The sequence below is a fragment of the Candidatus Villigracilis sp. genome (genome assembly GCF_057083605.1).
In genome coordinates this window covers 1-25,821 of record NZ_JBXMTI010000079.1, presented here as the reverse complement: position 1 = coordinate 25,821, position 25,821 = coordinate 1, and the positions used below count along the sequence as shown (strand labels likewise).

Annotated in this window: 26 protein-coding genes and 1 tRNA gene; 18 read left to right on the top strand and 9 right to left on the bottom strand. The window is 49.4% G+C overall.

Going from position 1 to position 25,821, the window contains the following annotated elements:
• Positions 1-74 precede the first annotated feature (74 nt).
• Positions 75-1,016 carry a type I phosphomannose isomerase catalytic subunit gene (locus AC14M5_RS12190; protein ID WP_484029940.1) on the bottom strand — a complete coding sequence of 314 codons (942 nt, stop codon included), beginning with the start codon at positions 1,014-1,016 and terminating at the stop codon, positions 75-77.
• 214 nt (positions 1,017-1,230) lie between these two features.
• Here AC14M5_RS12190 and AC14M5_RS12185 point away from each other — a divergent pair, with 214 nt between their 5' ends.
• The 6 genes from AC14M5_RS12185 to phoU all read left to right on the top strand — a co-directional run bounded on the left by AC14M5_RS12185 (position 1,231) and on the right by phoU (position 6,691).
• Positions 1,231-2,286 carry a PstS family phosphate ABC transporter substrate-binding protein gene (locus AC14M5_RS12185; RefSeq protein ID WP_484029939.1) on the top strand — a complete coding sequence of 352 codons (1,056 nt, stop codon included), beginning with the start codon at positions 1,231-1,233 and terminating at the stop codon, positions 2,284-2,286.
• Positions 2,287-2,388: 102 nt separating this feature from the next.
• Positions 2,389-3,309, top strand: a complete 921-nt coding sequence (gene pstC / locus AC14M5_RS12180) for a phosphate ABC transporter permease subunit PstC (protein ID WP_484029938.1) — start codon at positions 2,389-2,391, stop codon at positions 3,307-3,309.
• Positions 3,306-4,544: a phosphate ABC transporter permease PstA gene (gene pstA, locus AC14M5_RS12175; RefSeq protein ID WP_484029937.1), complete on the top strand. Its 1,239-nt coding sequence runs from the start codon at positions 3,306-3,308 to the stop codon at positions 4,542-4,544. Before pstC (AC14M5_RS12180) ends, pstA (AC14M5_RS12175) begins: the two co-directional genes overlap by 4 nt.
• 82 nt (positions 4,545-4,626) lie before the next feature.
• The gene (gene pstB / locus AC14M5_RS12170; protein WP_484029936.1) at positions 4,627-5,409 is read left to right on the top strand and encodes a phosphate ABC transporter ATP-binding protein PstB; all 783 of its coding nucleotides are present in this window, start codon (positions 4,627-4,629) and stop codon (positions 5,407-5,409) included.
• 115 nt (positions 5,410-5,524) lie between these two features.
• Entirely contained in the window at positions 5,525-5,962 is a 438-nt protein-coding gene (locus tag AC14M5_RS12165; protein ID WP_484029935.1) for an arsenate reductase ArsC, read from the top strand.
• 39 nt (positions 5,963-6,001) lie between these two features.
• On the top strand, positions 6,002-6,691 hold the full coding sequence (gene phoU, locus AC14M5_RS12160; protein WP_484029934.1) for a phosphate signaling complex protein PhoU: 690 nt from the start codon (positions 6,002-6,004) through the stop codon (positions 6,689-6,691).
• Positions 6,692-6,808: 117 nt separating this feature from the next.
• Here phoU and pstB (AC14M5_RS12155) read toward each other — a convergent pair whose 3' ends face one another.
• The gene (gene pstB / locus AC14M5_RS12155) at positions 6,809-7,567 is read right to left on the bottom strand and encodes a phosphate ABC transporter ATP-binding protein PstB (RefSeq protein WP_484029933.1); all 759 of its coding nucleotides are present in this window, start codon (positions 7,565-7,567) and stop codon (positions 6,809-6,811) included.
• A 181-nt stretch (positions 7,568-7,748) separates the two neighbouring features.
• Here pstB (AC14M5_RS12155) and AC14M5_RS12150 point away from each other — a divergent pair, with 181 nt between their 5' ends.
• The 5 genes from AC14M5_RS12150 (at position 7,749) to AC14M5_RS12130 (ending at position 12,928) form a co-directional block, all read left to right on the top strand.
• Positions 7,749-8,624 (top strand): phosphate ABC transporter substrate-binding protein, encoded by an 876-nt coding sequence (locus AC14M5_RS12150; protein WP_484029932.1) that lies wholly within the window; start codon positions 7,749-7,751, stop codon positions 8,622-8,624.
• A gap of 103 nt (positions 8,625-8,727) precedes the next feature.
• Positions 8,728-9,624 (top strand): phosphate ABC transporter permease subunit PstC, encoded by an 897-nt coding sequence (pstC, locus tag AC14M5_RS12145; protein ID WP_484029931.1) that lies wholly within the window; start codon positions 8,728-8,730, stop codon positions 9,622-9,624.
• A gap of 66 nt (positions 9,625-9,690) precedes the next feature.
• Positions 9,691-10,554, top strand: coding sequence for a phosphate ABC transporter permease PstA (pstA, locus tag AC14M5_RS12140; RefSeq protein ID WP_484029930.1), 864 nt, complete (start codon positions 9,691-9,693; stop codon positions 10,552-10,554).
• A 147-nt stretch (positions 10,555-10,701) separates the two neighbouring features.
• Positions 10,702-11,457 carry a phosphate ABC transporter ATP-binding protein gene (locus AC14M5_RS12135; protein WP_484029929.1) on the top strand — a complete coding sequence of 252 codons (756 nt, stop codon included), beginning with the start codon at positions 10,702-10,704 and terminating at the stop codon, positions 11,455-11,457.
• Positions 11,458-11,527: 70 nt separating this feature from the next.
• Complete coding sequence (locus AC14M5_RS12130) at positions 11,528-12,928, top strand: hypothetical protein (RefSeq protein WP_484029928.1); 1,401 nt, start codon at positions 11,528-11,530, stop codon at positions 12,926-12,928.
• 62 nt (positions 12,929-12,990) lie between these two features.
• Here AC14M5_RS12130 and AC14M5_RS12125 read toward each other — a convergent pair whose 3' ends face one another.
• From AC14M5_RS12125 to AC14M5_RS12100, 6 genes are all read right to left on the bottom strand, one after another.
• A complete protein-coding gene (locus AC14M5_RS12125) occupies positions 12,991-14,334 on the bottom strand; it encodes a nicotinate phosphoribosyltransferase (RefSeq protein ID WP_484029927.1) in 1,344 nt (447 codons plus the stop codon).
• A 38-nt stretch (positions 14,335-14,372) separates the two neighbouring features.
• Complete coding sequence (locus AC14M5_RS12120; protein WP_484029925.1) at positions 14,373-15,377, bottom strand: cysteine hydrolase family protein; 1,005 nt, start codon at positions 15,375-15,377, stop codon at positions 14,373-14,375.
• Between the two features lie 207 nt (positions 15,378-15,584).
• On the bottom strand, positions 15,585-17,105 hold the full coding sequence (locus AC14M5_RS12115) for an ATP-binding protein (RefSeq protein WP_484029924.1): 1,521 nt from the start codon (positions 17,103-17,105) through the stop codon (positions 15,585-15,587).
• A complete protein-coding gene (locus tag AC14M5_RS12110; RefSeq protein ID WP_484029923.1) occupies positions 17,020-17,703 on the bottom strand; it encodes a DnaD domain-containing protein in 684 nt (227 codons plus the stop codon). Before AC14M5_RS12110 ends, AC14M5_RS12115 begins: the two co-directional genes overlap by 86 nt.
• 108 nt (positions 17,704-17,811) lie before the next feature.
• Positions 17,812-19,194, bottom strand: coding sequence for a replicative DNA helicase (gene dnaB / locus AC14M5_RS12105; protein WP_484029922.1), 1,383 nt, complete (start codon positions 19,192-19,194; stop codon positions 17,812-17,814).
• Between the two features lie 15 nt (positions 19,195-19,209).
• Positions 19,210-19,773, bottom strand: coding sequence for a bifunctional nuclease family protein (locus AC14M5_RS12100; protein ID WP_484029921.1), 564 nt, complete (start codon positions 19,771-19,773; stop codon positions 19,210-19,212).
• 210 nt (positions 19,774-19,983) lie between these two features.
• Between AC14M5_RS12100 and AC14M5_RS12095 the strand changes: the two genes are divergently transcribed.
• The 5 genes from AC14M5_RS12095 to AC14M5_RS12075 all read left to right on the top strand — a co-directional run bounded on the left by AC14M5_RS12095 (position 19,984) and on the right by AC14M5_RS12075 (position 22,730).
• Positions 19,984-20,058: transfer RNA gene (locus AC14M5_RS12095), tRNA-Pro, on the top strand.
• A 98-nt stretch (positions 20,059-20,156) separates the two neighbouring features.
• Positions 20,157-20,459, top strand: coding sequence for a hypothetical protein (locus tag AC14M5_RS12090; RefSeq protein ID WP_484029920.1), 303 nt, complete (start codon positions 20,157-20,159; stop codon positions 20,457-20,459).
• Between the two features lie 11 nt (positions 20,460-20,470).
• Complete coding sequence (locus tag AC14M5_RS12085) at positions 20,471-21,388, top strand: nuclease-related domain-containing protein (protein WP_484029919.1); 918 nt, start codon at positions 20,471-20,473, stop codon at positions 21,386-21,388.
• A 6-nt stretch (positions 21,389-21,394) separates the two neighbouring features.
• Positions 21,395-22,126: a dolichyl-phosphate beta-glucosyltransferase gene (locus AC14M5_RS12080; protein WP_484029918.1), complete on the top strand. Its 732-nt coding sequence runs from the start codon at positions 21,395-21,397 to the stop codon at positions 22,124-22,126.
• A complete protein-coding gene (locus tag AC14M5_RS12075; protein WP_484029917.1) occupies positions 22,110-22,730 on the top strand; it encodes a ribonuclease HII in 621 nt (206 codons plus the stop codon). Before AC14M5_RS12080 ends, AC14M5_RS12075 begins: the two co-directional genes overlap by 17 nt.
• 16 nt (positions 22,731-22,746) lie before the next feature.
• On the opposite strand, the gene AC14M5_RS12070 is transcribed toward AC14M5_RS12075, so the two are convergent.
• Positions 22,747-23,583, bottom strand: coding sequence for an SdrD B-like domain and LysM peptidoglycan-binding domain-containing protein (locus tag AC14M5_RS12070; protein WP_484029916.1), 837 nt, complete (start codon positions 23,581-23,583; stop codon positions 22,747-22,749).
• Between the two features lie 77 nt (positions 23,584-23,660).
• Here AC14M5_RS12070 and hydA point away from each other — a divergent pair, with 77 nt between their 5' ends.
• Positions 23,661-25,094 carry a dihydropyrimidinase gene (gene hydA / locus AC14M5_RS12065; RefSeq protein ID WP_484029915.1) on the top strand — a complete coding sequence of 478 codons (1,434 nt, stop codon included), beginning with the start codon at positions 23,661-23,663 and terminating at the stop codon, positions 25,092-25,094.
• 175 nt (positions 25,095-25,269) lie between these two features.
• Positions 25,270-25,647, top strand: a complete 378-nt coding sequence (locus AC14M5_RS12060; protein WP_484029914.1) for a carbonic anhydrase — start codon at positions 25,270-25,272, stop codon at positions 25,645-25,647.
• Positions 25,648-25,821: the final 174 nt, after the last annotated feature.

Here is a 25,821-nt window from a genome sequence, read left to right as displayed (position 1 = left end):
CAATCTCCAACATGATCAGGAGATTGCTTCGGGCTAAGAACAAGTGCGCCCTCGCAATGACGGATGACTAAGAGTTACACACTCGCCTTTAACACATGACTCTTTTTCAAAGGCCTGATTTGATACGCGCCACAAATTGCGGGAATTAAAAGCGTTTCAAATTTATTGAGGACAAACGCCTCCCCCTCCGCCGATACCTGAATCTGTCCTTCGATCACGGTCAACCCGTGAAAGGATTCTGCCAACGTATCCAGCGCGATGGTTTTCTTTTCAGCAAAAATCATTTCCAATTTGAAATAATCGCATTGAGTCAGAGTCTTGACCTCGCCATCGTTGACTTGCGGCATTTGCAAAACAGAGGTGCTTGCCTTTGGGTTTGACACTGCCAATGCCTTATCGATATGCAGTTTGCGAGTCTCTGTTTCGGGCCGCCCCCAATCATAGACTCGATAAGTGACATCCGATGTCTGTTGAATTTCATAAATTAGCAACCCAGGCCCCAGCGCATGGATCATGCCTGGGCTTATGAACAATGTATCTCCATCTTTCACTTCAATCGATTGAACAGTATCTAAAATTTTTCCGTTCTTAATTGAATCAGCCAATATCTCAGCTGTGATATTTGGTTTCATGCCTGCGATCAACTTGGCATTGGGCTCTGCCTCCAATATATGCCAGGCCTCGGTCTTGCCGAAGGCTGCCTCCCCTTCCAGTTTTTTCGCCTGCTCATCATTCGGGTGGACTTGTAATGACAGCCATTGAGCGCAATCCAGAATCTTGACTAAGACAGGAAATCGCTTCCCGGTCTGCGCCATGGCGCGGGAGCCGAGCAAATCTGTCCCGAAGTCTTCTGCCAATTCCGAAAGGAGGCGCCCAGCATAAGGTCCAGAAGCGACGCGGTTGCCGGCATAGATGATCCACGCCTCGGCGGTTGGAACAATCTCAGGGCGGAGTTTCGCTCCTCCCCACACATAGTCACGATATTCAGGAGCGAGGGAAAAGGGAGTTTTGTTCATGAGGATATTTTACCCGTCATTGCGAGGGTGGTGCCTTTCGACCCGAAGCAATCTCATCCGTTATGTAAGAGATTGCTTCGCCGCCGAAGTTCAAGAGCGGCGGCTCGCAATGACGAGCAGAATATTTAACAAGACGTTAACCAATCCTTCCCTTGACCTTAAGACCCGACTGATACCATCACAACGTAAAAACATAACAAGGAGAAATAGAGAAATGCCCAAAATTGTTCGTTCGTTAATGTTTGTAATGACAGCCATGAGCCTTTTGCTCGCGGCTTGCGGTGCACCCGCCACCGAAACACCAGTTGCTGAACCTACAGCCACCGAAGTTCCTGCTGCAGCCACTGAGGCCCCCGCTGAAGACCCGATGGCAATGTATGCCCCAGACGCCGTTTCTGGTGACGTCATCACCGCTGGTTCATCCACCGTATTCCCGCTTTCAGAGCGGATGGCCGAACTCTTCCAACAGGAAGGCTATACCGGCAATATCACCGTGGATAGCATCGGTTCAGGCGCTGGTTTTGAACGCTTCTGTGTCGCTGGCGAATCTGATGTCGCAAATGCCTCCCGCGCTATCAAGGATAGCGAGAAGGAAGCCTGTGCCGCCATTGGCCGCGAGCCGATTGAATTCCGCGTTGGCACAGATGCCCTCGCTGTAGTTGTAAGTGCTGAAAATGATTTCCTCACATCCATCAGCAAAGAACAGCTCGGCCAGATCTTCAAGGGTGAGATCACCACCTGGGACCAGGTTGATCCCTCCTACCCTGCCGAAGCCATTGGCATCTATAGCCCCGGCGCAGACAGCGGCACATTCGATTACTTCATCGAATCTGTGGTCGGCTCTGTAACCCTTGGAGCTGATGGCAAGGCAGATCTCGCCGCTGCCGAAGAGGCCCTGCTCGCCCTCGAAGGCGCGCAGTTCTCCGAAGATGACAACGTCCTCGTTCAAGGCGTAGAAGGCAGTCCCTATGCCATCGGTTACTTCGGCTTCGCATATTACAACGAGAATCAAGGTGCCTTGAAAGCCGTAGCGATTGACGATGTGGAACCAAGCCAGACCACCGTGGACGATGGGACCTACCCGCTCGCTCGTCCGCTCTTTATCTACTCCGATGCAACGATTATGGCTGAGAAACCCCAGGTGGCCGCGTTCATCTACTTCTATCTGAGCAACGTCAACGACAATATCGTGGATGTGGGTTACTTCCCCGCTCCTGAAGCTGATCTCCAAGGCGCAATGGATGCCTGGATGACAGCCACCGGTAACTAATCGATCAACAAAATGAAAGAGGGCTGGCCTCATTTTCAGAGGCCAGCCCATTTACGCTGTAAAACACATTCCATCCGCCTTCAGGATGAAAGGATGTAGGAATTGAAAAATCATCAATTCAAAAATTTCGACCTGCGTAAAAAACCGCGCATCGGCGAAGATGTGATCCAGGCCCTGCTTTTCATAGCGGGGATTTTGTCCATCTTTACCACCGTTGCGATTGTTTACGAACTCGGCAAGGAAGCCTGGCTTTTCTTTGGCGACCCCGATGTGACTTTTGCAAAATTCTTCGGAACCACGCGCTGGCAGCCTGGCATCGGTCAATTCGGGATTTGGTCACTTGTGACTTCAACCCTCATCACTAGTTTCATCGCGATGCTAATCTCGCTTCCTCTTGGGCTTGCATCTGCTCTGTTTCTAAGTGAATATGCCTCCCCCCGGGCACGATCAGCGTTAAAACCCATTCTCGAAATTCTCGCAGGCATCCCAACTGTTGTGTATGGCTACTTTGCCTTACTCTTCATGACCCCGATTTTACAAAAAATATTTGGGGATGTGGTGCAAGTCTACAACATGGCCTCTGCGGGCATCGTGATGGGAATTATGATCCTGCCGCTCATCTCCTCCATGAGCGAGGATGCGCTGAGTGCCGTGCCGCGTTCATTGCGGGAAGCAGCCTACGCTATGGGTGCAACCAAATTTGAGACGAGTATCCAGGTCGTGTTGCCCGCGGCTTTGTCAGGCATTGGCGCGGCGCTCATCATCGGCATCTCCCGCGCCGTTGGCGAAACCATGATCGTCGCAGTGGCAGCGGGTGCGGGGCCTAATTTCACCTTCAATCCGTTTGAGGCAGCTGAAACGATGACGGGACATATCGCACGCATCAGCGGCGGTGACCTTTCCTATAACACGATTGATTACACCAGTCTCTTCGCGATTGCATTGATGCTGTTCCTAGTGACATTGGTGCTGAACCTAATCAGCCAGCAGATCGTGAGCAGATTCAGGGAGAGATACGAATGAACTTGAATCATAAGCATTACCCTGAAGGCAACTCCTTCCGTTTCGCATTGAAGAACCGCTATGGCATTGCATCCATTTGGCAGGTGTTGTTCTTTTCGGGTTTATTGATCGCCATTATCAGCCTGACAGCTCTGCTCTATAACGTGATCGATGGGGCCTTTGGCTATATTGCATTTGAATACAAAAAAGACCCCACAACTTTCACTTCCACGCCCCTATCGGATTTGGAAAAGGATGAATTGCTCGTCATACTAAAGAAAAACCTTTCATCTGGTGCGTTCAAAAAATTAGATAATGAGCAGGCCATGGAAACCCGCTCGCAGGCGGATCTATATACATTATTCCTCGAACGCCTGGTTCAGATCGATGTCAAACAAACCTGGCGCATGACAGAGTCAATCATCCGCAGGGCAGAGATCCGCGCAGAAGTTGCGCGGAAATACCCAGATGCAAATTTGGAATTTCGTTCCTGGCTTACACCGCAATTCCTGGTCACGCCCATGTCATCCAAAGCGGAGTTTGCTGGAGTCCGCACCGCTATATTAGGCTCATTATGGCTGGTGGGAATCGCGCTTCTCTTCGCCCTGCCAATCGGTACAGGCGCGGCCATCTACTTGCAGGAATATGCGCCGTTGAACTGGTTCACGCGCATCATTCAAATGAATATCAATAACCTGGCGGGTGTGCCAAGCATTGTGTATGGCATGTTGGGGTTGGCGATCTTCGTCCGCGCATTGGAGCCACTCACCAGCGGAAGCATGTTCGGCGTCACTGATTCAAACGGACGCACGATCCTCTCCGCTGGGTTAACCATGGGTGTGCTGGTTCTGCCGCTGATCATTATCAACGCGCAAGAGGCCATCAAAGCCGTGCCTGATTCTTTGCGCCAGGCCGCGTACGGTGTAGGTGCAACAAAATGGCAGACGGTCTGGTATCACGTTTTGCCAAACTCGATTGCAGGCATTCTCACAGGCAGCATTCTGGCTCTTTCCCGCGCTTTAGGTGAAACTGCGCCGCTTATTGTGGTGGGCGCATCTACCTTTATCAGTGTAGACCCCAGCGGACCGTTCTCCAAGTTCACTGCCCTGCCAATCCAGATCTATCAATGGACAACCCGCGCACAATCTGAATTTCATGCCATCGCTGCGGGGGCCATCGTTGTCCTGCTCGTCCTGTTGCTCACCTTGAATGCAGCAGCCATCCTGCTCCGTAATCGTTTTCAGAGGAAGTACTAAGACATCCACAGATTACGCAGATCGGGCAGATTTTTTATCTGCATAATCTGCGAAATCTGTGGATAAAAATGGAAGTGTAGAAATGCAAAATATTCAAACATCAGAATACGCAATCGAAACAAAAAACCTCTTCATCTTTTATGGCAGTTTCGCTGCAGTCAGCGAAGTGAACATAAAGATCGAAAAACAAAAGATCACCGCCATCATCGGCCCATCGGGATGCGGCAAGTCCACCTTGTTGAGGGCTTTCAACCGCATGAATGAATTCGTGCCAAATAGCTACGTCAGCGGCGAAATCCTTTTGCATGGACAAAACCTCTACAGCAAGGAAGTTGACCCCGTGGAAGTACGCCGCAAGATCGGCATGGTTTTTCAAAAGCCAAATCCCTTCCCCAAGTCTATCTATGAAAACATTGCCTGGGGTGCGCGCATCAATGGCTACAAAGCCAATATGGATGAACTTGTGGAGCAATCCCTGCGCAGTGCGGCGCTTTGGAATGAAGTGAAGGATAAACTCAGAAAGAGCGCCTATGAACTCTCGGGCGGGCAGCAGCAGCGCCTGTGCATTGCGCGCACCATCGCCATCCAACCTGATATCATCCTGATGGATGAACCCGCCTCGGCGCTTGACCCGATCTCCACGCTGCGCATCGAAGAACTGATGCAGGAGTTGAAGAAGAACTACACGATCATCATCGTCACACATAACATGCAACAGGCCGCGCGCGTTTCCGATTTCACGGCCATGATGATGATCGACGATAACCGCTCAGGCGGCGTGATCGAATTTGACGAGACCAGAAAGATATTTACCAACCCGAAAGACAAACGCACCGAAGATTATGTAACGGGAAGGTTTGGGTAATTCGCGCCGAGCGGAATGAGGGCGTGCTCTTCGCGCTTATGTAGTCGAAGCGCATGTCCTTCGACTACGCCGCAAAATTGCGCGCGGCTCCGCTCAGGACGAAAAAGGAACCAAGATGAACAAACCAAAAGTAATTTTCCTATGCACCGGCAACTCGGCTCGCAGCCAGATGGCAGAAGGATTTCTGCGCACATTGGCAGGGGATGAATTTGAAGTTTTCAGCGCAGGCATAGAGCCGAAGGGCAGGATCCTGCCCGAGGTCCAGCAGGTGATGCGCGAAGTGGGCATTGATATTTCAAGTCAGTGGTCAAAATCCGTGATGGAGTATCTTGGCAAGGCTGTCTTCGCGCATGTCATCACTGTCTGTGCGGATGCCGAGGAGAACTGCCCTGCCGTTTTTCTCAATATGGGGACTCACGAACACTGGCCCTTCGATGACCCCGCAAAATTTGACGAAGCAACCCGCCTCGACCCCACCCGACGCGTGCGCGACCAAATTGAGCAGCGCCTGCGCTTTTGGCTGACCCAACAAGGCATTACACCAAAAAAATAGTACAATCAGACTCCGGAAGTCGTTTTGAAAAGAGGCCTTATGATCCGTAAAACATTTGAACATGAGATACAACAGGTAAAAGATGAAGTGCTTCTGCTTGGCTCAATGGTGGAACATGCCATCATTGCCTCGGTGGAAGTGTTAAAGAAACGCGATATCAAGGGCGCCGAGAAGATTATTGCCGAAGATAAAGAGATCAACAAAAAGCGATTCGCGATCGAGAATCAGTTGATGATCCTGATCGCCACACAGCAGCCCATGGCACATGACTTGCGTCTGCTGGCTTCTTGCATGGAGATCATCTCCGAGTTGGAGCGCATGGGCGATTACGCAAAAGGTATCGCGAACATCAACATCCGCATGGGCGAGGAACCCTTGCTCAAGCCGCTGATCGACATCCCGCGCATGGCACAGATTGGCACGGACATGCTCCATCGTGCGTTATCCGCCTTTATTAACGAAGATGTGGAAACTGCGAAGGCCATTCCCGTGGAAGATGATCAAGTGGATGCGCTCTACAACCAGATCTATCACGAGTTGATGATGTTCATCATTCAGGACCCCAAATCGATCGAGCGTGCAAACTGGTTGCTATGGGTGGCTCATAACCTGGAGCGCCTCGCGGACCGCGTCACGAACATCTGCGAGCGGACAATATTCATTGCCACAGGCGAATTTGCCGAGATCAAATCCAGTGATGATGAGTTTTGGAAAGGCCAGAAGAAGTAACACGTAATGCGTGAAACGTAAAACGAGTGGATAAGGCGAGTCTTTGTCCACTCGTTTTGATTTAATACAGTAACTATCAAACTATCAAACTACCGAACCACTAAACTACCTAACTACTTATCCCATTCTGCCCGTAATATATGCCTCGGTTAATTCTTCTTTGGGGGTTGTGAACATTTGAGTGGTGGGCGCGAACTCGACTAATTCCCCTAACCAGAACAGACCCGTGAAATCTGATACGCGTGCAGCTTGCTGCATATTGTGTGTAACAATGACAATCGTGTAATCTTTCTTCAAGTCTGCGATTAGCTCCTCCACGCGCAGGGTAGCGATAGGGTCCAGCGCGGAAGTGGACTCATCCATCAGAATGACTTCAGGCTGCACAGCCACCACACGCGCAATGCATAGTCTTTGCTGTTGACCCAGAGACAACCCCATTGCGTCTGACCTCAGATCATCTTTTACTTCATCCCACAAGGCAGCGGCGACCAGGCTTTTCTCCACCACTTCATCGAGGTTCACTTCCATGCCCATCACACGGGGGCCGAAGGCCACATTGTCGTAAATGGATTGCGGAAATGGATTCGGCTTTTGGAAGACCATGCCTACCCGTTGACGCAGGTTGACCACATCCACATCTTCGCCATAGATGTCTTCGCCTTTGAGAAGGATCTTCCCTTCCACACGAGTGCCTGAAATGGTGTCATTCATGCGGTTGAGGCAACGCAAAAATGTGGACTTCCCGCAGCCTGAGGGGCCAATCAACGCCGTCACTTTTTGCGGCTGAACTTCAAGATTGATCTGTGACAAGGCCTTGGATGTGCCGTAGTAAAAATCCAGGTTTTGGACGGAGAATGTAGATTGGTCTGTGGGCATGGGGTGATTTTATCAGAAAGGGTAAAGGATGAATGATGAAGGATGAAATGGAAAAGAAAGATGAAAGAGGAAAGAATGCCAATTGGAGCAGGAACAGTTTAGAGTGAGTCCGAAGCGAGTCTCTGGTTGATTGAACTTGTGTACTTGTTTCCCTGTCTACCAACGGCTATAATCCACCCCAATGAAACGTATTGCCATCTTCTTTCTTCTTTCCACTTTCCTTCTCACCTCCTGCAGCTCCACTGCATCGCAAACCACCTCCACCTCATCCACAAAATACATCGAAAACAAAGGCTCAGATACCATCGTCAACCTCGCGCTGGCTTGGGCTGAGGCATATCAGGCTGAACATCCCGACGTGCGCATTTCTGTAACGGGCGGTGGTTCAGGCACGGGAATTGCGGCGTTGATCAATGGCACGGTGGATTTGGCGAATGCTTCGCGCCAGATCAAGGATGAAGAAATTGCAGAGGCACGATCAAAGGGGATCGAACCCGTTGAGCACATTATCGCGCGTGATGCGATTGCGGTGATCGTAAACCCAGAAAACCCTGTCAGCGAATTAACTCTTCAACAGATCGCAGATATTTATAGCGGCAAGATCACCAACTGGAGCGAGGTGGGAGGCGAAGACCGCCCTATTGTAAAACTATCGCGCGAAACAAATTCTGGCACGCATGTTTATTTTTTGGAGACCGTTCTGCGGCTGGGAAGCAAGGAAGATAAAACTTTATTTTCAATGGATACCTTGCTGCTTCCTTCATCGGAGGGAATCATTTCGGAAGTGCGCGATAACCCGAATGCCATCGGTTATGATGGCCTGGGGTACGTGCCTGACGATTTGAAAATGATCGGTATTGCAAAAGAAGAAGGCGCGCCATATGTGCTGCCTTCCATTGATACTGTCAACGATAAATCCTATGCCATTGCACGTGATCTTTATATGTACACAAACGGTGAGCCAACAGGAATTATTAAAGAATATCTTGATTGGATCCTTTCTGATGAAGCGCAGCAGATCGTTGCAGATTTGGGCTTTGTGCCTGTCCTAAAATGATGTCATTGCGAGGGCGACAACCCGAAGCAATCTCCCTCACGTTATTGGAGATTGCTTCGTCGCAAAGAGCAAGGGCGCTCCTCGCAATGACATGTGGAGAATTATGGAAAAATCTTTATCCTTTCGTGAATTTCTCATCACCAGACTTATACAAGCCTCTGGCTATTCAGCCATCATATTCGTCGCGCTTATCTTTTTCTTTCTCCTGCGCGAGGGGCTTCCCACCCTCAGCGAAGTGGACGCCTCGTCGCTGCTCAACATTCGCTGGTATCCCATCGAAGATCATTTTGGGATTTTGCCGCTAATCACGGGTTCGCTGATCGTTACCCTCGGCGCGGCGCTTATCGCCGTTCCATTTGGGATCGGCACCGCCATTTACATCTCCGAGATTGCCCCGCGTTGGATGCGTGAAATCTTAAAGCCACTTGTGGAATTGCTTGGCGGACTTCCCTCCGTGGTGTTGGGATTTCTTGGCATACTCGTCCTCTCGCCATTTCTGCGCGTCTTTCTGGGCCTGCCAACTGGTCTGACAGCCTTTACAGGATCCCTGCTGTTGGGTGGGATCGCAGTGCCAACAGTCGTGTCTGTTGCCGAAGATGCTTTGGATGCTGTCCCGCGTGCCTACCGTGAAGGTGCTTGGGCACTAGGTGCAACTCAATGGCAGACGATCTGGCGCGTGACACTTCCTGCTGCAAAGTCAGGTGTGCTAACCGCCATCATGCTCGGCGTTGGCCGCGCCATCGGCGAAACCATGACCGTGATGATGGTGACAGGCAATGCGCCCGTCTTAGCCACAAAACTTGGCAGTCTCTTCTCCCCTGTCCGCACCATGACCGCCACCATCGCCGCAGAAATGGGTGAAGTTGCAAATGGCAGTACGCACTATCATGTACTTTTCTTTATAGGCATGGTGCTCTTCATCATTTCATTGGTTGTGAATATCATCGCCTCTTCAGTGGTCTTCCGCGCAAAGAAGAGAGCGGAGAGGATACTTTCCTAGAAAATCGGTAGTCTCGATACGCCCTCAAAGAACATTCGGGCTACTCGACCACCGTGCTAATAAGACATGATAAAACTTTTATCCCGCAATCGACACCTTGTTCAAAGACTCGGTTTTAGCCTCATCACACTCGTAGCAGTGGCGACTGTATTTCCCATCGTGGGCACGATCATCTTCATATTATTCAAAGGCAGCTCCGCTATTTCATTTGAATTCCTTTCAGGCTTCCCGCATGACGGAATGCGCGCAGGTGGAATTCTGCCAGCAATCATCGGCACTTTGTATCTGACGATTGGCACAGCCATCTTCTCCGTCCCGCTTGGAATTGCTGCTGCTATCTATCTTGCGGAATACGCCAAAGACAATCAGGTGACTCGGATGATCCGCCTGGCGATTATCAACCTGGCAGGAATTCCTTCAGTGGTGTATGGCTTGTTCGGGCTTGGACTCTTCGTTTTATTCCTGCAATTCGGCACATCTATTCTGGCCGCATCACTCACACTTTCGATCATGACCTTGCCCGTCATCATCAGCACCGCGGAAGAGGCACTTCGTTCCGTGCCGCAAGCTTTTCGTACGGTCAGCATTTCCCTTGGCGCCACCCGTTGGCAGACCATCCGCCGCATCGTACTGAAAGAAGCGCTCCCTGGAATTTTGACTGGTGTCATCCTTGGCTTGGAGCGTGCCGCAGGTGAAACTGCTCCCATTCTTTTCACAGGCGCAGCCTTCTTCTTGCCACGCCTGCCGCAATCTCCATTTGATGCAACCATGGCCTTGCCATATCACCTCTTCGTGATCTCAACGCAAGTCCCTGAAATGCCAATCCAAATTCAATACGGCACAGCACTGGTATTGCTCATCTTTGTCTTGACCATGAATGTCATCGCAACAGTCATTCGTTCGCGGGCGAGAGCGAGGCGGCAATGGTAGCAGTGTGCTCCGGTAGTCGAGTAGCCTTGCGCGTTCTTCGCAAGGCATATCGAGACCACCTATTTCAAGAATAATCTCTCTAATATCGTGGTCTCGATACGGGCTTCGCTATCGCTCAGCCCTACTCGACCACCGAGTATTTATGAAATGAACAAAATCATCATCGAAAACCTCTCCCTCCAATACTCCGACGGCACTGAGTCACTGCGCGGTATCAGCATGGGAATCCGTGAACACGCTGTGACAGTTTTATTCGGTCCGGCGGGAGGCGGGAAGTCCACTTTACTGCGCTGTCTTAATCGCTTGAACGATCTGACCGAGGTCAAGGCCAGTTCAGGTCAAATTTTGATCGATGGAGAAAACATCCTCGACCCCAAAGTGGACGTGGTTGCCTTACGCCGTAAAGTGGGCATGGTCTTTGCGCGACCCGTCCCCTTGCCGATGAGCATTCGTGAAAATGTAATTTATGGGCTGGAACTCGCGGGCGAGAAGCGCAAATCAAAGCTGGATGAAGCCGTTGAACGAAGCTTGAAACTCTCCGCCATTTGGGAGGAAGTGAAAGATAGGTTGGATGACCCTGCCATCGCGCTTTCAGGCGGGCAACAGCAGCGCATTTGCCTTGCGCGCGTCATTGCACTTCAACCAGAGATCGTTTTGCTGGATGAACCCACCTCGGGTCTCGACCCCATTTCAACTGGCAAAGTAGAAGCTGCCCTACAGGAATTGAAAAAGGAATATACGGTGATTCTTGTGCCACATTCCATTCAACAAGCCGCACGCACTGCCGATCAGGCCGCATTCTTTTTACAAGGCGAGTTGATCGAATACGATGAAGGCAAAAAGATATTCACCACGCCAAAACAAAAGAAGACTGAAGATTACATTATGGGAAGATTCGGATAAGGCCATTAACAACACATCCACACCGATAAAATCAACCAATCCTTGTTAGAAAAGCCAAAGGAGGGTTTCAATGAAAATAAAATCAACCGTATACCGATATTTCTGGGTCGTCATTCTTGTACTCGTGTCTGCCTGTGGAACTGCCCCATCAGCGCCAGTGACATCCATCCCAACTACTGTAACCGTGACACCAGTTGTTGAGTCGCCAACTGTTTTGCCAACATTGACTCTGATGCCTTTTTCAACTTTTGATCCCCGAAACCAACCAACATCGCCTCCCACACCCTTGGTTAACAAAGATGTGATTGAATCTTGGTTGACTCAAAACGCTTTTGCAACGCCAATCAGAACCCCTGTCACTCAAACAATAATGAATAAGGATAGAGTCTATATAGAAAATGGTAATGTATATTTTCAAAGCAGTGTAGGACGGTCAATACAATTAACCCATGCTGGAAAAGATCGAGACCCCATTATTTCAGATGATGGACAGAAGATTGCATTCTATCGCGGAGAAAACAACGACAACGTATATTCAATCAACACGGATGGAAACGGTGAGCAGTTGATCATAACCAGCAAATCACTTCCCGTTCTTGGGCAAGGTGAAATAAAATCTCTGATTTTTATACCCGGCACTCACTTTTTGCTTTTTAATACTTATCTTTGTAATCCACATGAATTTTTATACAACGCTTCTGATTGCACAGTTAGTATTTACAGTATAGATACAGATTCAGGGAAAATCGATGGATTTCTCGCAGGGTTGAGCGGAAACACCATGCAGGAGCGTAATTTTGAAGTTTCCCCTAATGGAAGATATATATCTGTTGCAAACTCAGGACACATAGATATATACCACGTGTCTTCAGGTCCTCTCGACGGCCATATCGCATATCAAAATGCAATCCTTTACTGGCGCACAAAACCCGATGAATACTTACCAAAACAATATTGGCTTCCAGATTCCAGCGGAATAATAGTAATTCTTGCATCCGATGGTGAATACAGCGAACCGGCAACACCACCTTCAACTTATACCGTCTATCGCTACATACTAGACGGCACAGCAACTCAAATACCACTTGATAGAACTATCATAAGTGAATTTGGCGACAATTCGAGCATTTCCCCAGACAGAAATTGGATATTATTTGCAGGTAAAGATATAGAAAGCCGCTACTATTCAACATGGCATTATCTTGGAAATCTAAACAATGGCCACACACAAGCATTTGAAGAAAATGGATGGCCTCTGTATAACTGTGTATGGAGCCCAGACAGCAAACATTTTGTTTCTAACACAAACACACCTGCTGGTTTTATTGGCTCAGTGGATGGAAGCCCGCCTGTTCCTGTTGGCGGATTTTTTCTGTCGTGGATTGATACCACGCACTATTATTATCAATCCAAGGAAGGAGGTAACGCAGATACAATCAAAACATATATAGGGGAAATAAGTGGCAATTAACTTACTTAACAAAACAGGACTGCCGAGATTGGCAGCCCTGTTTCATCTTTCATCCATTGCATTCACCAAACCCTCTCCAAATTTTCGTTCTCCCCCACCTTGCGCCCCACCTTCGCCATATCGATCCACTCGCCGTGAATTTTCACGCGCACCACATCAGCCGTGTAATCGGTGGTGGTCGAATTCCCATTATTGAACAGATACGAACCCACCGCATAAATATCCACGGGGACTTCCAGCTTTTCGAACTTGCGAATTTTTTCTGGATTGAATCCGCCCGAGACAACGATCTTCACACTGCGACAAAACTCCATCGCCGCTTCCTTCCACGCCTCGGGCAGGTTCCAGCGTTCTGAGGCATGATCCAACGCCTGGCGAACGTTAAACACCAGCCGCGGATTAACACCCAAATCCAAAGCGGGCTCGCCCAAGGGCTGCACAGACACGTCGCGCAGGCTTCCGCTTGTATCCAAACGCACGCCATACAATTTATATTTCTCGGCTTCTTCCTTCTGGCCTGCATCCATCAATTCACGATACTTTGCAAACATCGAATCTAATACACGCAACGTATCGCGGACGGAATCATTGTTAAAATCCACCAGCGCAATACGTGGGATTTTCGCGGGCAAAATATGCGAGAACTGCATCATCGCTTCGGCTGTGTCGCCTAGGAAAGAGGCAATCGCAGCATGAGCAACTGTCCCCCCGCCTGCGCCGCCCCACCAGTCACCCTGCGCATCGGTGGAGACAAAGGCCCCCAGGTCATGTGCATGATCCTTATTAAATCTTTGCAGGGCAATGTTATAGGCATACCCATCCGCGGCCTGCACTTCATGCACGTCAAACCGAGCAGGGAAAAAGAGAACAGGTTTGCCGCGCGAAGCCACCAGCGTTTCATAAACATTTGTCGCCACACGGCTGGACCTGGTGAGGATGCCAAGCGTTGGAGTTTCGAGCAGGGCAAAGTCACGATACCGTCCGCGCACCTTGATGACGGGTTGGATCATGGTCGGATCGCCATCATATTTGACGGTCGTACCATCATGCACCGCCCAGACCTGAATCTTGTTGGAGGTATCCATGAATTTATCGCCATCGAAATACCCTGTGCAATGCCTGAGCATGGCGAGAGCTTTATCCACACCCACCACGGTGGTCTTGCCCATTCTACGGGTGAACCATTGCATCTCTACTTCAATATCACCCACGGCAATATTGTCAGGTGACATGCCCTGCGGCAAATTATGAAAATGACCTGAATAGCTGTATCCGCCTTTTGATAATGCGATCAACATGCGGTTAATGTTCTCGAAATATTTATCCGAGTACCAGCCGCGGCGCATGCGTTCAATATCCAACTTAAAAGTTTCGTTCGTAAGCCGTTTACCGTCAAAGATAGACATCAGTCCTCGATCCAACTTCATAAATTACGCGTAATAGATCATTCAATGGGGTCTGTTGATCTAATGATCTTCATTCCTGCATTTGCAAAAGTTTCAAATACCTCATCGGCCTGGTCGGTGAAGTCCGCACCCGGGACAACAACCGGGGAGGTGCAATCTTCGAGCAAATGCACCTTACTGACAAGGTCCGGGTCAATGGCACGGATATCATCCAACAGATCGGAAACCGTCCATGCCACACAATGACTCTTGGCCTGCCCCGCTACGATCAGGGCATCCACATTCTGCAATTCCTTTACAAAGGCAGGGTTGTGCTTTCCAAGTGTTTCGCCTTTTGGCCCTTTCGTCACATCCGGGCCGATGACAGAATAATGCTCTGTGAAAGGTTCGTTCCCTTTTACCTCAAATTTCGGTTGTGAAAGCCGCGCAACCGAGTGGAAAAAGACCGCTTCTTCCACGGCTGGAACCAGTGCATGACCGATTCCGCCCAGCATGGCATGATAAGGCCAGATCGTCAGCGCATATTTGCCGCGTTTGCGTAATGTTTCAGCATAGTGGATCATCATCTTCTGCCCGTATTCGGGTGTGATCTTGTACTGCGGTGCCAGGGCCGGGTTGAAAGTCCATTCTCCCCGTTCCAGCTGCTCTGCCTGAATGACGGAATATGGCGCGGGATGATGGCCATCCTTATTCACAAAGAATAGCGCGTGAAATATTTGTTGTGAAAGATGAGTGTCCAATGTGGCGCTGATCTGTGTAATACTCCCCAAATTGCGATAGATAAACTCGCACAAACGGACGTTATCGTCCACTGCGCCGCGTCCACTGCGCCCGGCGACGAACAATTCGAAGTTCGGGATGCAGAATGTATTTTGCACGTCGACCAGCATCAGCCAGATCTTTTTCTTCGAGGCAGAAGCAGGCTTGAGGTCATGTTGAAGCGCCCAGTCACGGGCATCGTTTGCGCGGGACTCGTAATCCACTTTCCAAATTTCGCCAACGCGGGCTGGTTCAAAAAAAGAGGGGATGGGAAGTGTGTTCATTATCCTAGTATACCCTTGTGGGCACTTTGTAACAAAAAACAGGCTGCGAGTTCACACTGAACTCGCAGCCTGTTCATCAATCATCTTTTTTCGCTAACCTCGCCGCCGAGGACGGCGGCTTGAACGAATAGCTCTGGAGTCTATCGGCTCACTGCCCTGCGAGTGCTGATGGATTTGTCAGGCAGCTCGCTGCCTGACTCCAGAGTGTTATTTCTTCTTCTGTAAAGTTGCCTTGCTGCCCTTCACCACGCGGCGGTAGGGCGGCATGTTGATCACAAGCACCTGGCACTTGGATGGGTCCAGCAGTTTGTTCCATAAGTTAGGGTAACTAAGCGCAAAGGAATCAGGACGCATGGTGGAAGTTAACACAGTGGGCAAGTGTGCATTGTAGCGATAATTTAACACGCTATACAATTTATCTTCGGCCCAAACCGAGCTTGCGCCGCTTTCTTTTAGATCATCCAGGATCAATAAAGGCGTGGTGCGGATTTCGTGAAAGCGTCTGTCAAATGAGACATCCGAACTGGGGCGAAAAGTTTGGCGCAGATAATCGAGCAGGGCTGTTACTTCCACAAGCAGTGCCTGGCCGCCAAGCGCGATGCGGTAATTTCCAATGGCGGCAGCAAGATGAGTCTTGCCGCTAAACGATTGACCCAAAAATACAAGCCAGCCATTCGGTTCTTCAGAAAAGCCCGCCGCTGCACTATAGGCTTCGTGCAGAGTCCTCACATCTTCTTTTGTCACCTTGATGCGGGTGATCTCTTTGTCTTTATATTTATTTCCAAACTTATCGGATTTTTCCGTGATTGTGGTGGTGACCGCTTCCTGCCCAATCTCATCTTCGCGCATTTGAAAAGTCTTGAAGGTCATCGCTTTCATCTCTGGCAGCGAGAGCATGGAAATACCAGGGTTGCTGGTCTCTTCAGGACGGCGGTAATCTGGCGCGGTGATCATAATATGATTCACAAAATCTTCATCCTGCAAACGCGAACGGATGCGACCTTCGATTTCATCCAACATCAAATTAGTCGTAATGACGGTGGGCAGCTTGTTGATATAACGATAATTGATGATCTGAAATAATTTTTCCTGCGCCCAGGCCGTGGCATTCTGCGTGCCGAAGTCATCCAATATCAATAATTCTGCATTACGGATCTCTTCAAAGCGCTGTTCAAATGTAGTTTCAGGGTCAGCATAAGCAAAGCGTAATGAATCCAGCAGGTCTGGCACAGTGATGAATAAAGTGGGTGTGCCATTATTCACCGCAAAATTGGCAATCGCCGCCGCAAGGTGAGTCTTGCCACAACCATATCCGCCTTCGAGCAAAAGCCAGCCTTTGGGATTGCGTGCAAATTCTTCGGCAAATTCAAATGCCTTATGCAAATTATCGCGGTCCTGCGCAGACATGAACTTGGCTCTGTCATTTCCAGAAGCATTAAAGTTTTCAAATGTTAAGTGACTCAGCCGATTCAAGTTGCTCATGGCGAACAAACGCGAACGCGCGCTTTCAGCCACATCTTTTGCGCGGCATACGCATGATTCCAATTTGCCGAACTTCTCATGCCCAATTGGCACGTCATAACGCACGTAGCCCGCACCTCCGCAGTGTGGGCAGTTCGGATCGCCAAGGGTCTTCACAAGATTACTCTCGGTTGATAAATTCTGAGAACTCGCTGTCGGTGTATCGGTCTGCATCTTTGACAGGGTCTTGTCGATCTTTTCTTTCATCTTTCCCATTTTCCTTCCAGCGCGTCAGGATCGCTTGCACATATTTCCAATTGCGGATGTTGCGACTCACGGCGATTTCAAAGGCTTCTTCAAACCACGCACTCGGATATTTTTTTTCAGCTTCACGCAGCATGTCTGATAATAAAGGTGTCAGCGGACCAATATTCTCTTCATACAATTTGAACACATTGGATTTTTTCAAAGGTTCAGACATGATCCTGCCAGCCTCGCGCCATTGACCATTTGCAAACGCCTCCGCTGCAAGACGTCCACGCGGCGAGTTGAGGAAGTAGAAAACATCCGCTTCGTGCTCCGCCCCTTCGACTAAACGCTCAGGGCGAGCTTTGAGCAGGGTTCCCCTCTCAACGCTTTTTCCCAGCCCGCGCTGAATCTCATCAAGACTCAACCCAAGCGACTCAGCCTCGAAATCCGTTTCACACAATGCTCGAAAGTTGCCTTCAATATGCTCGATGCGCCAGATGGCATAAAGGGTCACCTTCAATTCGGCAATATCGTCGATCTCATTCATCAACCGGATGAACGAATCAGGCAGCTGGGTAAATGCTTCAGAGGAGGTGAAGCCGTTGAAGGAATTCATAGTGTGTGTCTTTCGTCATTGCGAGGGGCGATAGCCCCGAAGCAATCCCCAACTAGATTGAGGGAGATTGCTTCGTCGAGACGAACACTCTCCTCGCAATGACGAGGGCTACTCATTTGGTCTAAACACTTTCGTGGCGGCGTTCTCGAATTTTGCCAACGCGCCGCGGAAGATCAATTCCACTTCACCCACGGGGCCATTGCGATGTTTGGAAACAAGGATCTGGGCCACGTTCTGTTTATCGGAATTCTTTTCATATTGATCAGGACGATAAATGAACATGACAATGTCGGCGTCCTGCTCCAGACTCCCCGACTCACGTAAGTCCGAAAGCACAGGGCGTTTATCAGTACGTTGTTCCACAGCACGGCTTAATTGCGCAGCCGTGAGCACAGGTACATTCAACTCACGCGCCAGCACTTTCAAACTGCGTGAAATATGCGAGACTTCCTGCACACGGTTGTCGTTGCGAGTGTCACCGCCCATCAGTTGCAAGTAATCGACAATCACGAGGTCAACACCGAATTCCATATGCAGACGACGGCATTTGGTTCTTAATTGGAGAGGCGTGATGGCAGGCGTATCATCGAGGTAAATATGGGTGTCAGAAAATACTTCAATGGCATGGGTGAACAGGGGCCATTCGCTCTCCTGCAATTTCCCTGTCCTTAGGCGCTGCGAGTCAATACCTGTTTCCTGTGCGATCAAACGCTGAACCACCTGCTCATTGGACATTTCCAAGGAAAAGATAGCAACATGTTTCTTATGTGTCAGTGCCGCGTTCTTTGCAATCGAAAGCAGGAAACCAGTTTTACCCTGACCAGGACGGCCCGCGATGATCAGCAGATCAGATGGCTGCAAACCGCCCAATAATTTATCGAGATCATAAAAGCCTGTGGGCACTCCATGAAAATCATCGGGTCGTTTGGAGAGGTCATCTATTCTGTCATAATAAGCGGAGAGGACAGAACGAATCGGTAACAGGTCATGCTTTAGCCGTTTTTCGCTGACATTGAACACGGCTTTTTCAGCCTCGTTCATGACGTTGTCTATGGTGTTACCTTTGTACGCCAGAGACGCAATTTGATTCGCCGCATTGATCATCTTGCGGCGGATTGAATTCTCCTCCACGATCCGCCCGTATGCTTCTGCATTCAGAGAAGTCGGGACCTGGTTGATCAGCGAAGTGAGATAGGCAGATCCGCCAATCTCCGCAAGCTGACCTGCGCGGTCCAATTCTTCGGCCAGGGTCAGCAAGTCTACGGGGATGCGCTGCTCGTGCAAACGGGCAAATGCCTCCCAGATCCATTTATTGCGATGAATATAGAAATCATCAGCAGCCAGGAATTGGGCAACGTCGTAATAGGCTTCGGAGTTAATCAACACCGCCCCTACAACTGCTTCTTCGGCTTCCCGGCTATGCGGGACTACCGTTGATATTGGGCTGGCGGGGGCGGGAGCTGAATCTTCGGGGGGAAAATAATCTGTCATTTGGGTGTATCAGCTTCACGTTGAGTCTGAATCGGGTTTGTCTTTGTCGGGGTTATCAATATCCAGCTTGTCAATGAAATCCTTGAATACGGATAATCTGTCACTGGCTTCTTCGGATAGCGGAGGCGGCGGTTCATTTCTAGCGGGAGCGGTGGTCTCGGGCATATCCTGATCGGGCGTCATGCTGGCCGCATCCATCACGCTGCTATGGACAAGGATGGGTACGTGCGCACGCACAGCGATTGCAATCGCATCCGAGGGACGAGAGTCAACATGGATCTCGCGCCCATCCACTTCTGCAACGATGTTGCCAAAGAAAATATCATCCTGCAATTTGACAACCTCCACGCGAATCACACGGGCATTGAAAGCACCAAAGATATTTTTGAGCAAGTCGTGCGTCAGCGGGCGCATCATTTCAACTTCCTGTAAAGCGACGGTGATTGCCTCCGCTTCGTAGGGGCCAACCCAAATGGTAAGATAGCGTTCGGTATTGATCTGCTTAAGAACGACCACGCGCTGCGGTGCCATTAAGTGCACACGAATACTATCAATGATCACTTCAACCATATCTGACATAGGAACTCCAATACTTATATTTTAGCATAAAGACCGAAGAAAGCACCTGGCTGTAAGATAAGAAATGGGAAAGAAAATTCGATTTGCCAGAAAAAAGAAACAAGGCTATAATCCGCTTCGCTCAATCGGGGTGTGGTTGCAGTGTCAAAGACAGAGCTAGCGCGTGGCGCTTTCAATGTCGAGTCTGACAACCTCATCCAATCACTAAATCGGGGCGTGGCGCAGTCCGGCTAGCGCGCTTGCATGGGGTGCAAGAGGTCGGAGGTTCAAATCCTCTCGCCCCGACTGAAAGCAAAAAAGAGACACAAGCTTAGAGTTAACTCGATTGCTTGTGTCTCTAATATTTTAAAGCGTGTGTGCTAAAATTACCCCAGAGGACAAATATGGCAAAAAAGATTGACGGCGTTATCGAAGCAGTCCGTATCAAAAATGGGCAAATCACATTAGTTCGTGCATATGAACGGCGGGGCGCAACATTTTCAGATCGTGTATTATTAGACCGCAAAACACTTTTGGAACGCCTTCAAAAAGGTGAACAATATGTCACCGGCACACGAAAGGAACTGCTTGCAGGTACTTTCGAAGTTGGAAAACCCGTCCTGGTGGTGAAGGATAATAATCATAATTTTCTTGCCACACGTGAAAACGCAGCCAGTGATGAGCTTGAGGATATGCCGGTCTTTTAAGTGAATTTTTGATGAAGATTATTGATAAAACCCCGTTGCAAGACGAAAATGGCAATATCAGTTTTGTGGCCCGTATCCAGGGGACATTGAAGTACGGATTGAACTGGTATGCCGAGCTTGAGGCTCAAAAAGCAGTGATCGCACAATTGGATCGCATGCTTGAAAAAGGATTTGTTTTAATCCGCAATTTCACCCTGCCAAACAGTGAGATCGTGATTCCGATCATTCTGGTTGGGACGGGTGGTATCTTCGTTATTTATGTAACCAATGCAAAGGGTTTCTTTGAGGCCAAAGGGGATCAATGGAATACAGTCAGCAATGGACGCACACAACCTGCCAGCATTAATTTGTTGAGCCGCCTGGCACAATTGAACCGCGCTTTTCAAAAATATTTGGAGATCAATAAATTCAATCTATCCGCGCCGATAGAGCCTGTTTTGATCGCAAGTGACCCAGGTGCGCAAATCGAATCGCTGCGCCCCGTTGCGCGCGTGGTCAGAAGTGATGCGATCAAGCAATTTGCCACTTCGCTTTTGCAGGCACGCCCCGTTATGTCTCCCGGCATGATCTATGATCTTGCAGACCAGATCATGGACCCAAGCCTGCGCAGAGAAGCAGCCCCTCCCCCAGAGCAACCTGTCTCTCGTGCCCAAGCCATCTTCAATGCTTCCGAACCTTCAAAATCCTTCGACCCTAATGACCTCGGTTTTGCATTTGAAGAAGATAACGCCACATCCGCCCAGCAGGCTGTTCCGCCAAATTTGCGCGAACCGAACCCAGCTATTCCACTGCCCGCTCCAAAACCTGTGCCTGTCAAAAGAACATTCGGCATGACCAATGCCCAGCTCGTTTTGCTGGTTGGCATGGCGATCATTGAATTTTGTATTCTGATCGGGTTTGGCGCTGTTCTCTTTTCATTCAACCAATAACTCGAATTGTCCACTACATTCCTATCCATAGTCATACCGGCCCATAATGAAGAAAGCCGCCTGCCCCGCACGCTTGGGCAGATTTTTTCTTTTCTTGAGAAACAAAATTATTCATACGAAGTCATCATTGTTGAAAACGGCAGCTCAGATCGCACACTTGAGCTCGCGCAAGAATTTGCCCTGCACCAACCAAACTTGATTGTTTATAAAGAAGAACAACCTGGTAAAGGCAACGCTGTGCGCCTCGGCATGTTGGCAGCACACGGCCAATATCGGTTTATTTGTGATGCCGACCTCTCGATGCCGATTGAAGAAGTTCAAAAATTCATCCCCCCTGCTTTGAATAATTTCGATATAGCCATCGCCTCACGCGAAGCACCAGGTGCCATCCGTTATAACGAGCCATCCTATCGACATTTGGGCGGGCGCGCCATTAATTTTGTGATCCAATTATTCATTCTGCCGGGGTTGAATGACACCCAATGCGGCTTCAAATGTTTTCGTGCAGAAATCACCGAAGATCTTTTCCGCCAGCAAACGCTTACAGGTTGGTCCTTTGATATCGAGCTTCTTTATCTCGCCCGCCGAAAAAAATTCAGGATCAAAGAAATCCCAATCGATTGGTATTTCGACGCGGATAGTAAGGTCAATGCCATCCGCGATGCCCTGCGCATGATCGGCGACATCTTCCGCATTCATCTCAATGCAATACGCGGCAAGTATGATCTCAAACCCTGACCTCTCCCACGAGCAACAACTCTGGCTGTCATACAAACATATTGCAGGGCTGGATGAAGCAGGACGCGGCGCCCTGGCTGGACCTGTCTGCGTGGGTGCGGTGATCCTGCCAGATGACAACCCGCTTCTCTCTCAAACCTTGAGCGGTGCACGCGATTCCAAACAGTTGACGCCCCGCAAGCGCTACCAACTTACGCCCATCATCAAAGAAGCCGCCCTTGCTTGGGGAGTTGGCTTTGCCTCCGCAGAGGATATTGATTTGATGGGCATCGTACCAGCCACAAGGCTTGCCGCAAGCTGTGCATTGGAAATGCTCTCACTCACCCCCAACTTTTTACTGACAGATTTCCGCCTCGAACTCCCCGAATTGGATATTTCACAAACCGCGCTGGTCAAAGGGGACCAGCGTTCATTGAGCATTGCAAGCGCATCCATTCTTGCGAAGACCGCCCGTGATGCATTGATGATCGAACTGGATGAAAAATATCCTGAGTATGGTTTTTCACGCCACAAAGGTTACGGCACACTCTGGCATAGATCGAAGATCGCCGAGCTAGGTTACTCCCCCATCCATCGAAAAACATTCAAAATAACGCAGGGTTGATCCTGCGCTACATCGTTCACCTTTTCAGGAAGCCACCGCCCGAAAGTTTGCTTTCAGGTTTACCGGAGCGCCACGCATAATATCCTAATGCAGCGCCACCAAGCAGGAAAAGGGCCCCAAAAATGCCAAGTAGTGGCGAGGTGCCTTTCCCATTTTCTTCTGCCGCTCCGGGGTCCACCACCACATCCTTGGATTGGATCCCAAAATCCACAGAGGCGCGGTCACCTGCGTTTACATCCAATGAATAATTCAACTCCGTGGTCGGGTTGTAATTATCAGGTTTACCAACTGTGATGTTGTAATTCCCTTCGGGGATATCGGTGAAACATATTCCCTGATACGCTTCAGGGTCGGCTGGGATGATCGTATCCTGAGTAGCAGAATATTCGCCATTAATTTCCGTCAGACTGACGGCGCCTCCCGCCACAGCAGGTTCGGTTGCCTCACGCATTGCGTTGCCATTTACATCGTCAAACAGCAAAACGCAAACTTCTGTCGTACCAGATAAAGGCGTAGGAGTGACCGTCGGCGCCCCGGGTGTGGGAGATGCACCGGCAGCAGGAGTCGCCGCTACAGAGATGATCCCGATCAGCAATTCCTGTCCTTCAATCAGCGTGCAGTTCTCATCCAGGTTTGCATTTAGCTGGCGAAGTTGTTCCACGGAGATACTATTTATAGCCGCCACGCGAAAACAATTATCACCTGGCTGCACAATATAAATGATGCGGCCATCTGGCCCCGGGGTGGGCGTGGAAAACTGCTGCACACTGGGCGCGGCATTCACTGGCAGCCACAACCCAAGCAGGAGCAAACCAACAAGGGTTAAGAGGGTAATAAAACGCTTTGGATTCATTTGGAAAATTATACCCGTTACGGGCATTATATATCAGATTCGTTTTCGGTATAAAATAAGGAGGAAAGAGGAACGCCATGAAAATTCTGATCAAAAATGGAACGTTGATTACCGCCGCTGATACATTTCAATCAGATATTTTGATTGAGGATGAAAAGATCGCCCGCCTCGGACTTAATCTGGAAGTTGATTCTGATCAACTGGTGGATGCCACTGACAAGCTGATCCTGCCCGGCGGCGTGGACCCACATGTCCATTTGGATTTGCCGATGTTCGACACCGTTTCATCCGACGACCATTACACAGGTCACAAAGCCGCCGCGTTTGGCGGCACAACCACTGTTATGGATTTTGTTCCCCTCACCCCTTGGGTGAGGGGTTGGGGTGATGGTGATTTCAAGTATTCCGTGGATCTGTGGCTGGAAAAAGCCGCAAAAGCCGCTATTGATTATTCTTTCCACATGAACCTCACGCAATTCAATGACAAGATCGCCAAGGAGATTCCATCCCTGCGTGAGATGGGCATCACGACTCTGAAAGTCTTTACTGCTTACAACGGACGATTACGCATTGACGATGGCAGTATTTTCAAAGCCATGCAGATTGCCAGGGAAAACGGCATGTTAGTAATGGCTCATTGCGAAAACGGAGATGTGATTGATACGCTCGTTGAGCAGGCGCTGGCGGCAGGGCATACCTCACCCGAATGGCACGCGTTGACCAGACCCGGCTGGGGAGCAGTGGAAGCGACTTTACGAGTAGCAGGCATGGCCGCAGAGTCTGATGCGGCAGTTTACATCGTCCACATGAATATGGGCGGCGAAGTGGACATGCTCAAATACGTGCGCGAACGCGGCGTCAAAGCCATGGGCGAGACTTGTCCGCAATATTTGTTTTTCACCATGGATCATTTGCGCCGCCCCGATGGCGCAAAGTGGATCTGCTCGCCGCCGATGAGAAAGGAAGAAGATAACGCGAGGTTGTGGGATGGCTTACACGAAGGCATCATCCAAACTGTTGGCACGGATCACTGCCCATTTTTCTTTGACGGCACGAAGCCGATTAGTTATGAAGGAAATAAGATCATAATTGCAGGCAAGGAGCTTGGTAAAAATGATTTCACAAAGATACCAAACGGCTTGCCTGGTATTCAAGACCGTTTGCCCGTCCTATGGACTCAAGGTGTGAATACAGGCAAAATCACTGAGAATCAATTTGTTGAATTGACAAGCACCAACCCTGCGAAGATATTTGGCTTATATCCGCGCAAAGGGTCACTGCTGGTAGGCGCGGATGCGGATATTGTGATATGGGATCCGAATAAAAAAGTGAATTATGGCGTGGCGAAATCGCACCAGCGCACTGATTACAATTTATACGAAGGCTGGGAATTAAAAGGTTATCCCGAAAAAGTTTTCCTGCGCGGCAAATTGATCGTGGCCGGTGACCAATGGTTGGGCAAACGAGGGGATGGACAGTTCTTGAAACGCAGCGAAGGTGAAGTTTTATAGCTGCCTCGCTGGTTGAGTAGAGCGAGTGCTCTTCTCGCTCATATCGAAACCAGCAATTAAAAGTAAAAATAAAATTCCAGTATGTGGTCTCGACACCTGTACTTGCGTACGGTGCAAGTGTACGGTCTCGGCTATCGCCTCGACCTACTCGACCACCAGGCTTAATTGAGAGTTCATGAAAAAATCCAAACCCATCATCCATTGCGATGCATTAGTCGTCCATTGCATGGATTATCGCCTGCAAAAATTCCTGCAACCGTGGATCACGGTCCGCTTTGGATATGACAACTTTGATATCATTTCATTAGCGGGTGGCGTGCACGATTATGAAATGGTTTTGAAATACGTTCAACTCGCGGACCAGATCCACAGCATTGAAACAGTTTGCCTGATCAACCACGAAGATTGCCGCGCCTACGGGCGTGACGGGACTTATAAACGTCACAAGCACGACCTGATGGATGCGCAAACCAAGATCAAGGTGTTATTCCCAAAATTAAAAGTGGAATCCTTCTATCTGCATTTGGATGGAACTTTCGAACTTATCTCTTAAACCCAAGGACAAGGTCACGAAAGACAGGCTTTTCAATGAAAAATATATATATTTCCTCAAAAAAACTCCAATTTGATCATGAAGTAAAATACTTGTTTGAGTGGCTTGAATGAAAGACTTCTTGATTCGCATCTTCATGAACATGAATGCCTTCCTGATCCGCACCACACGCGG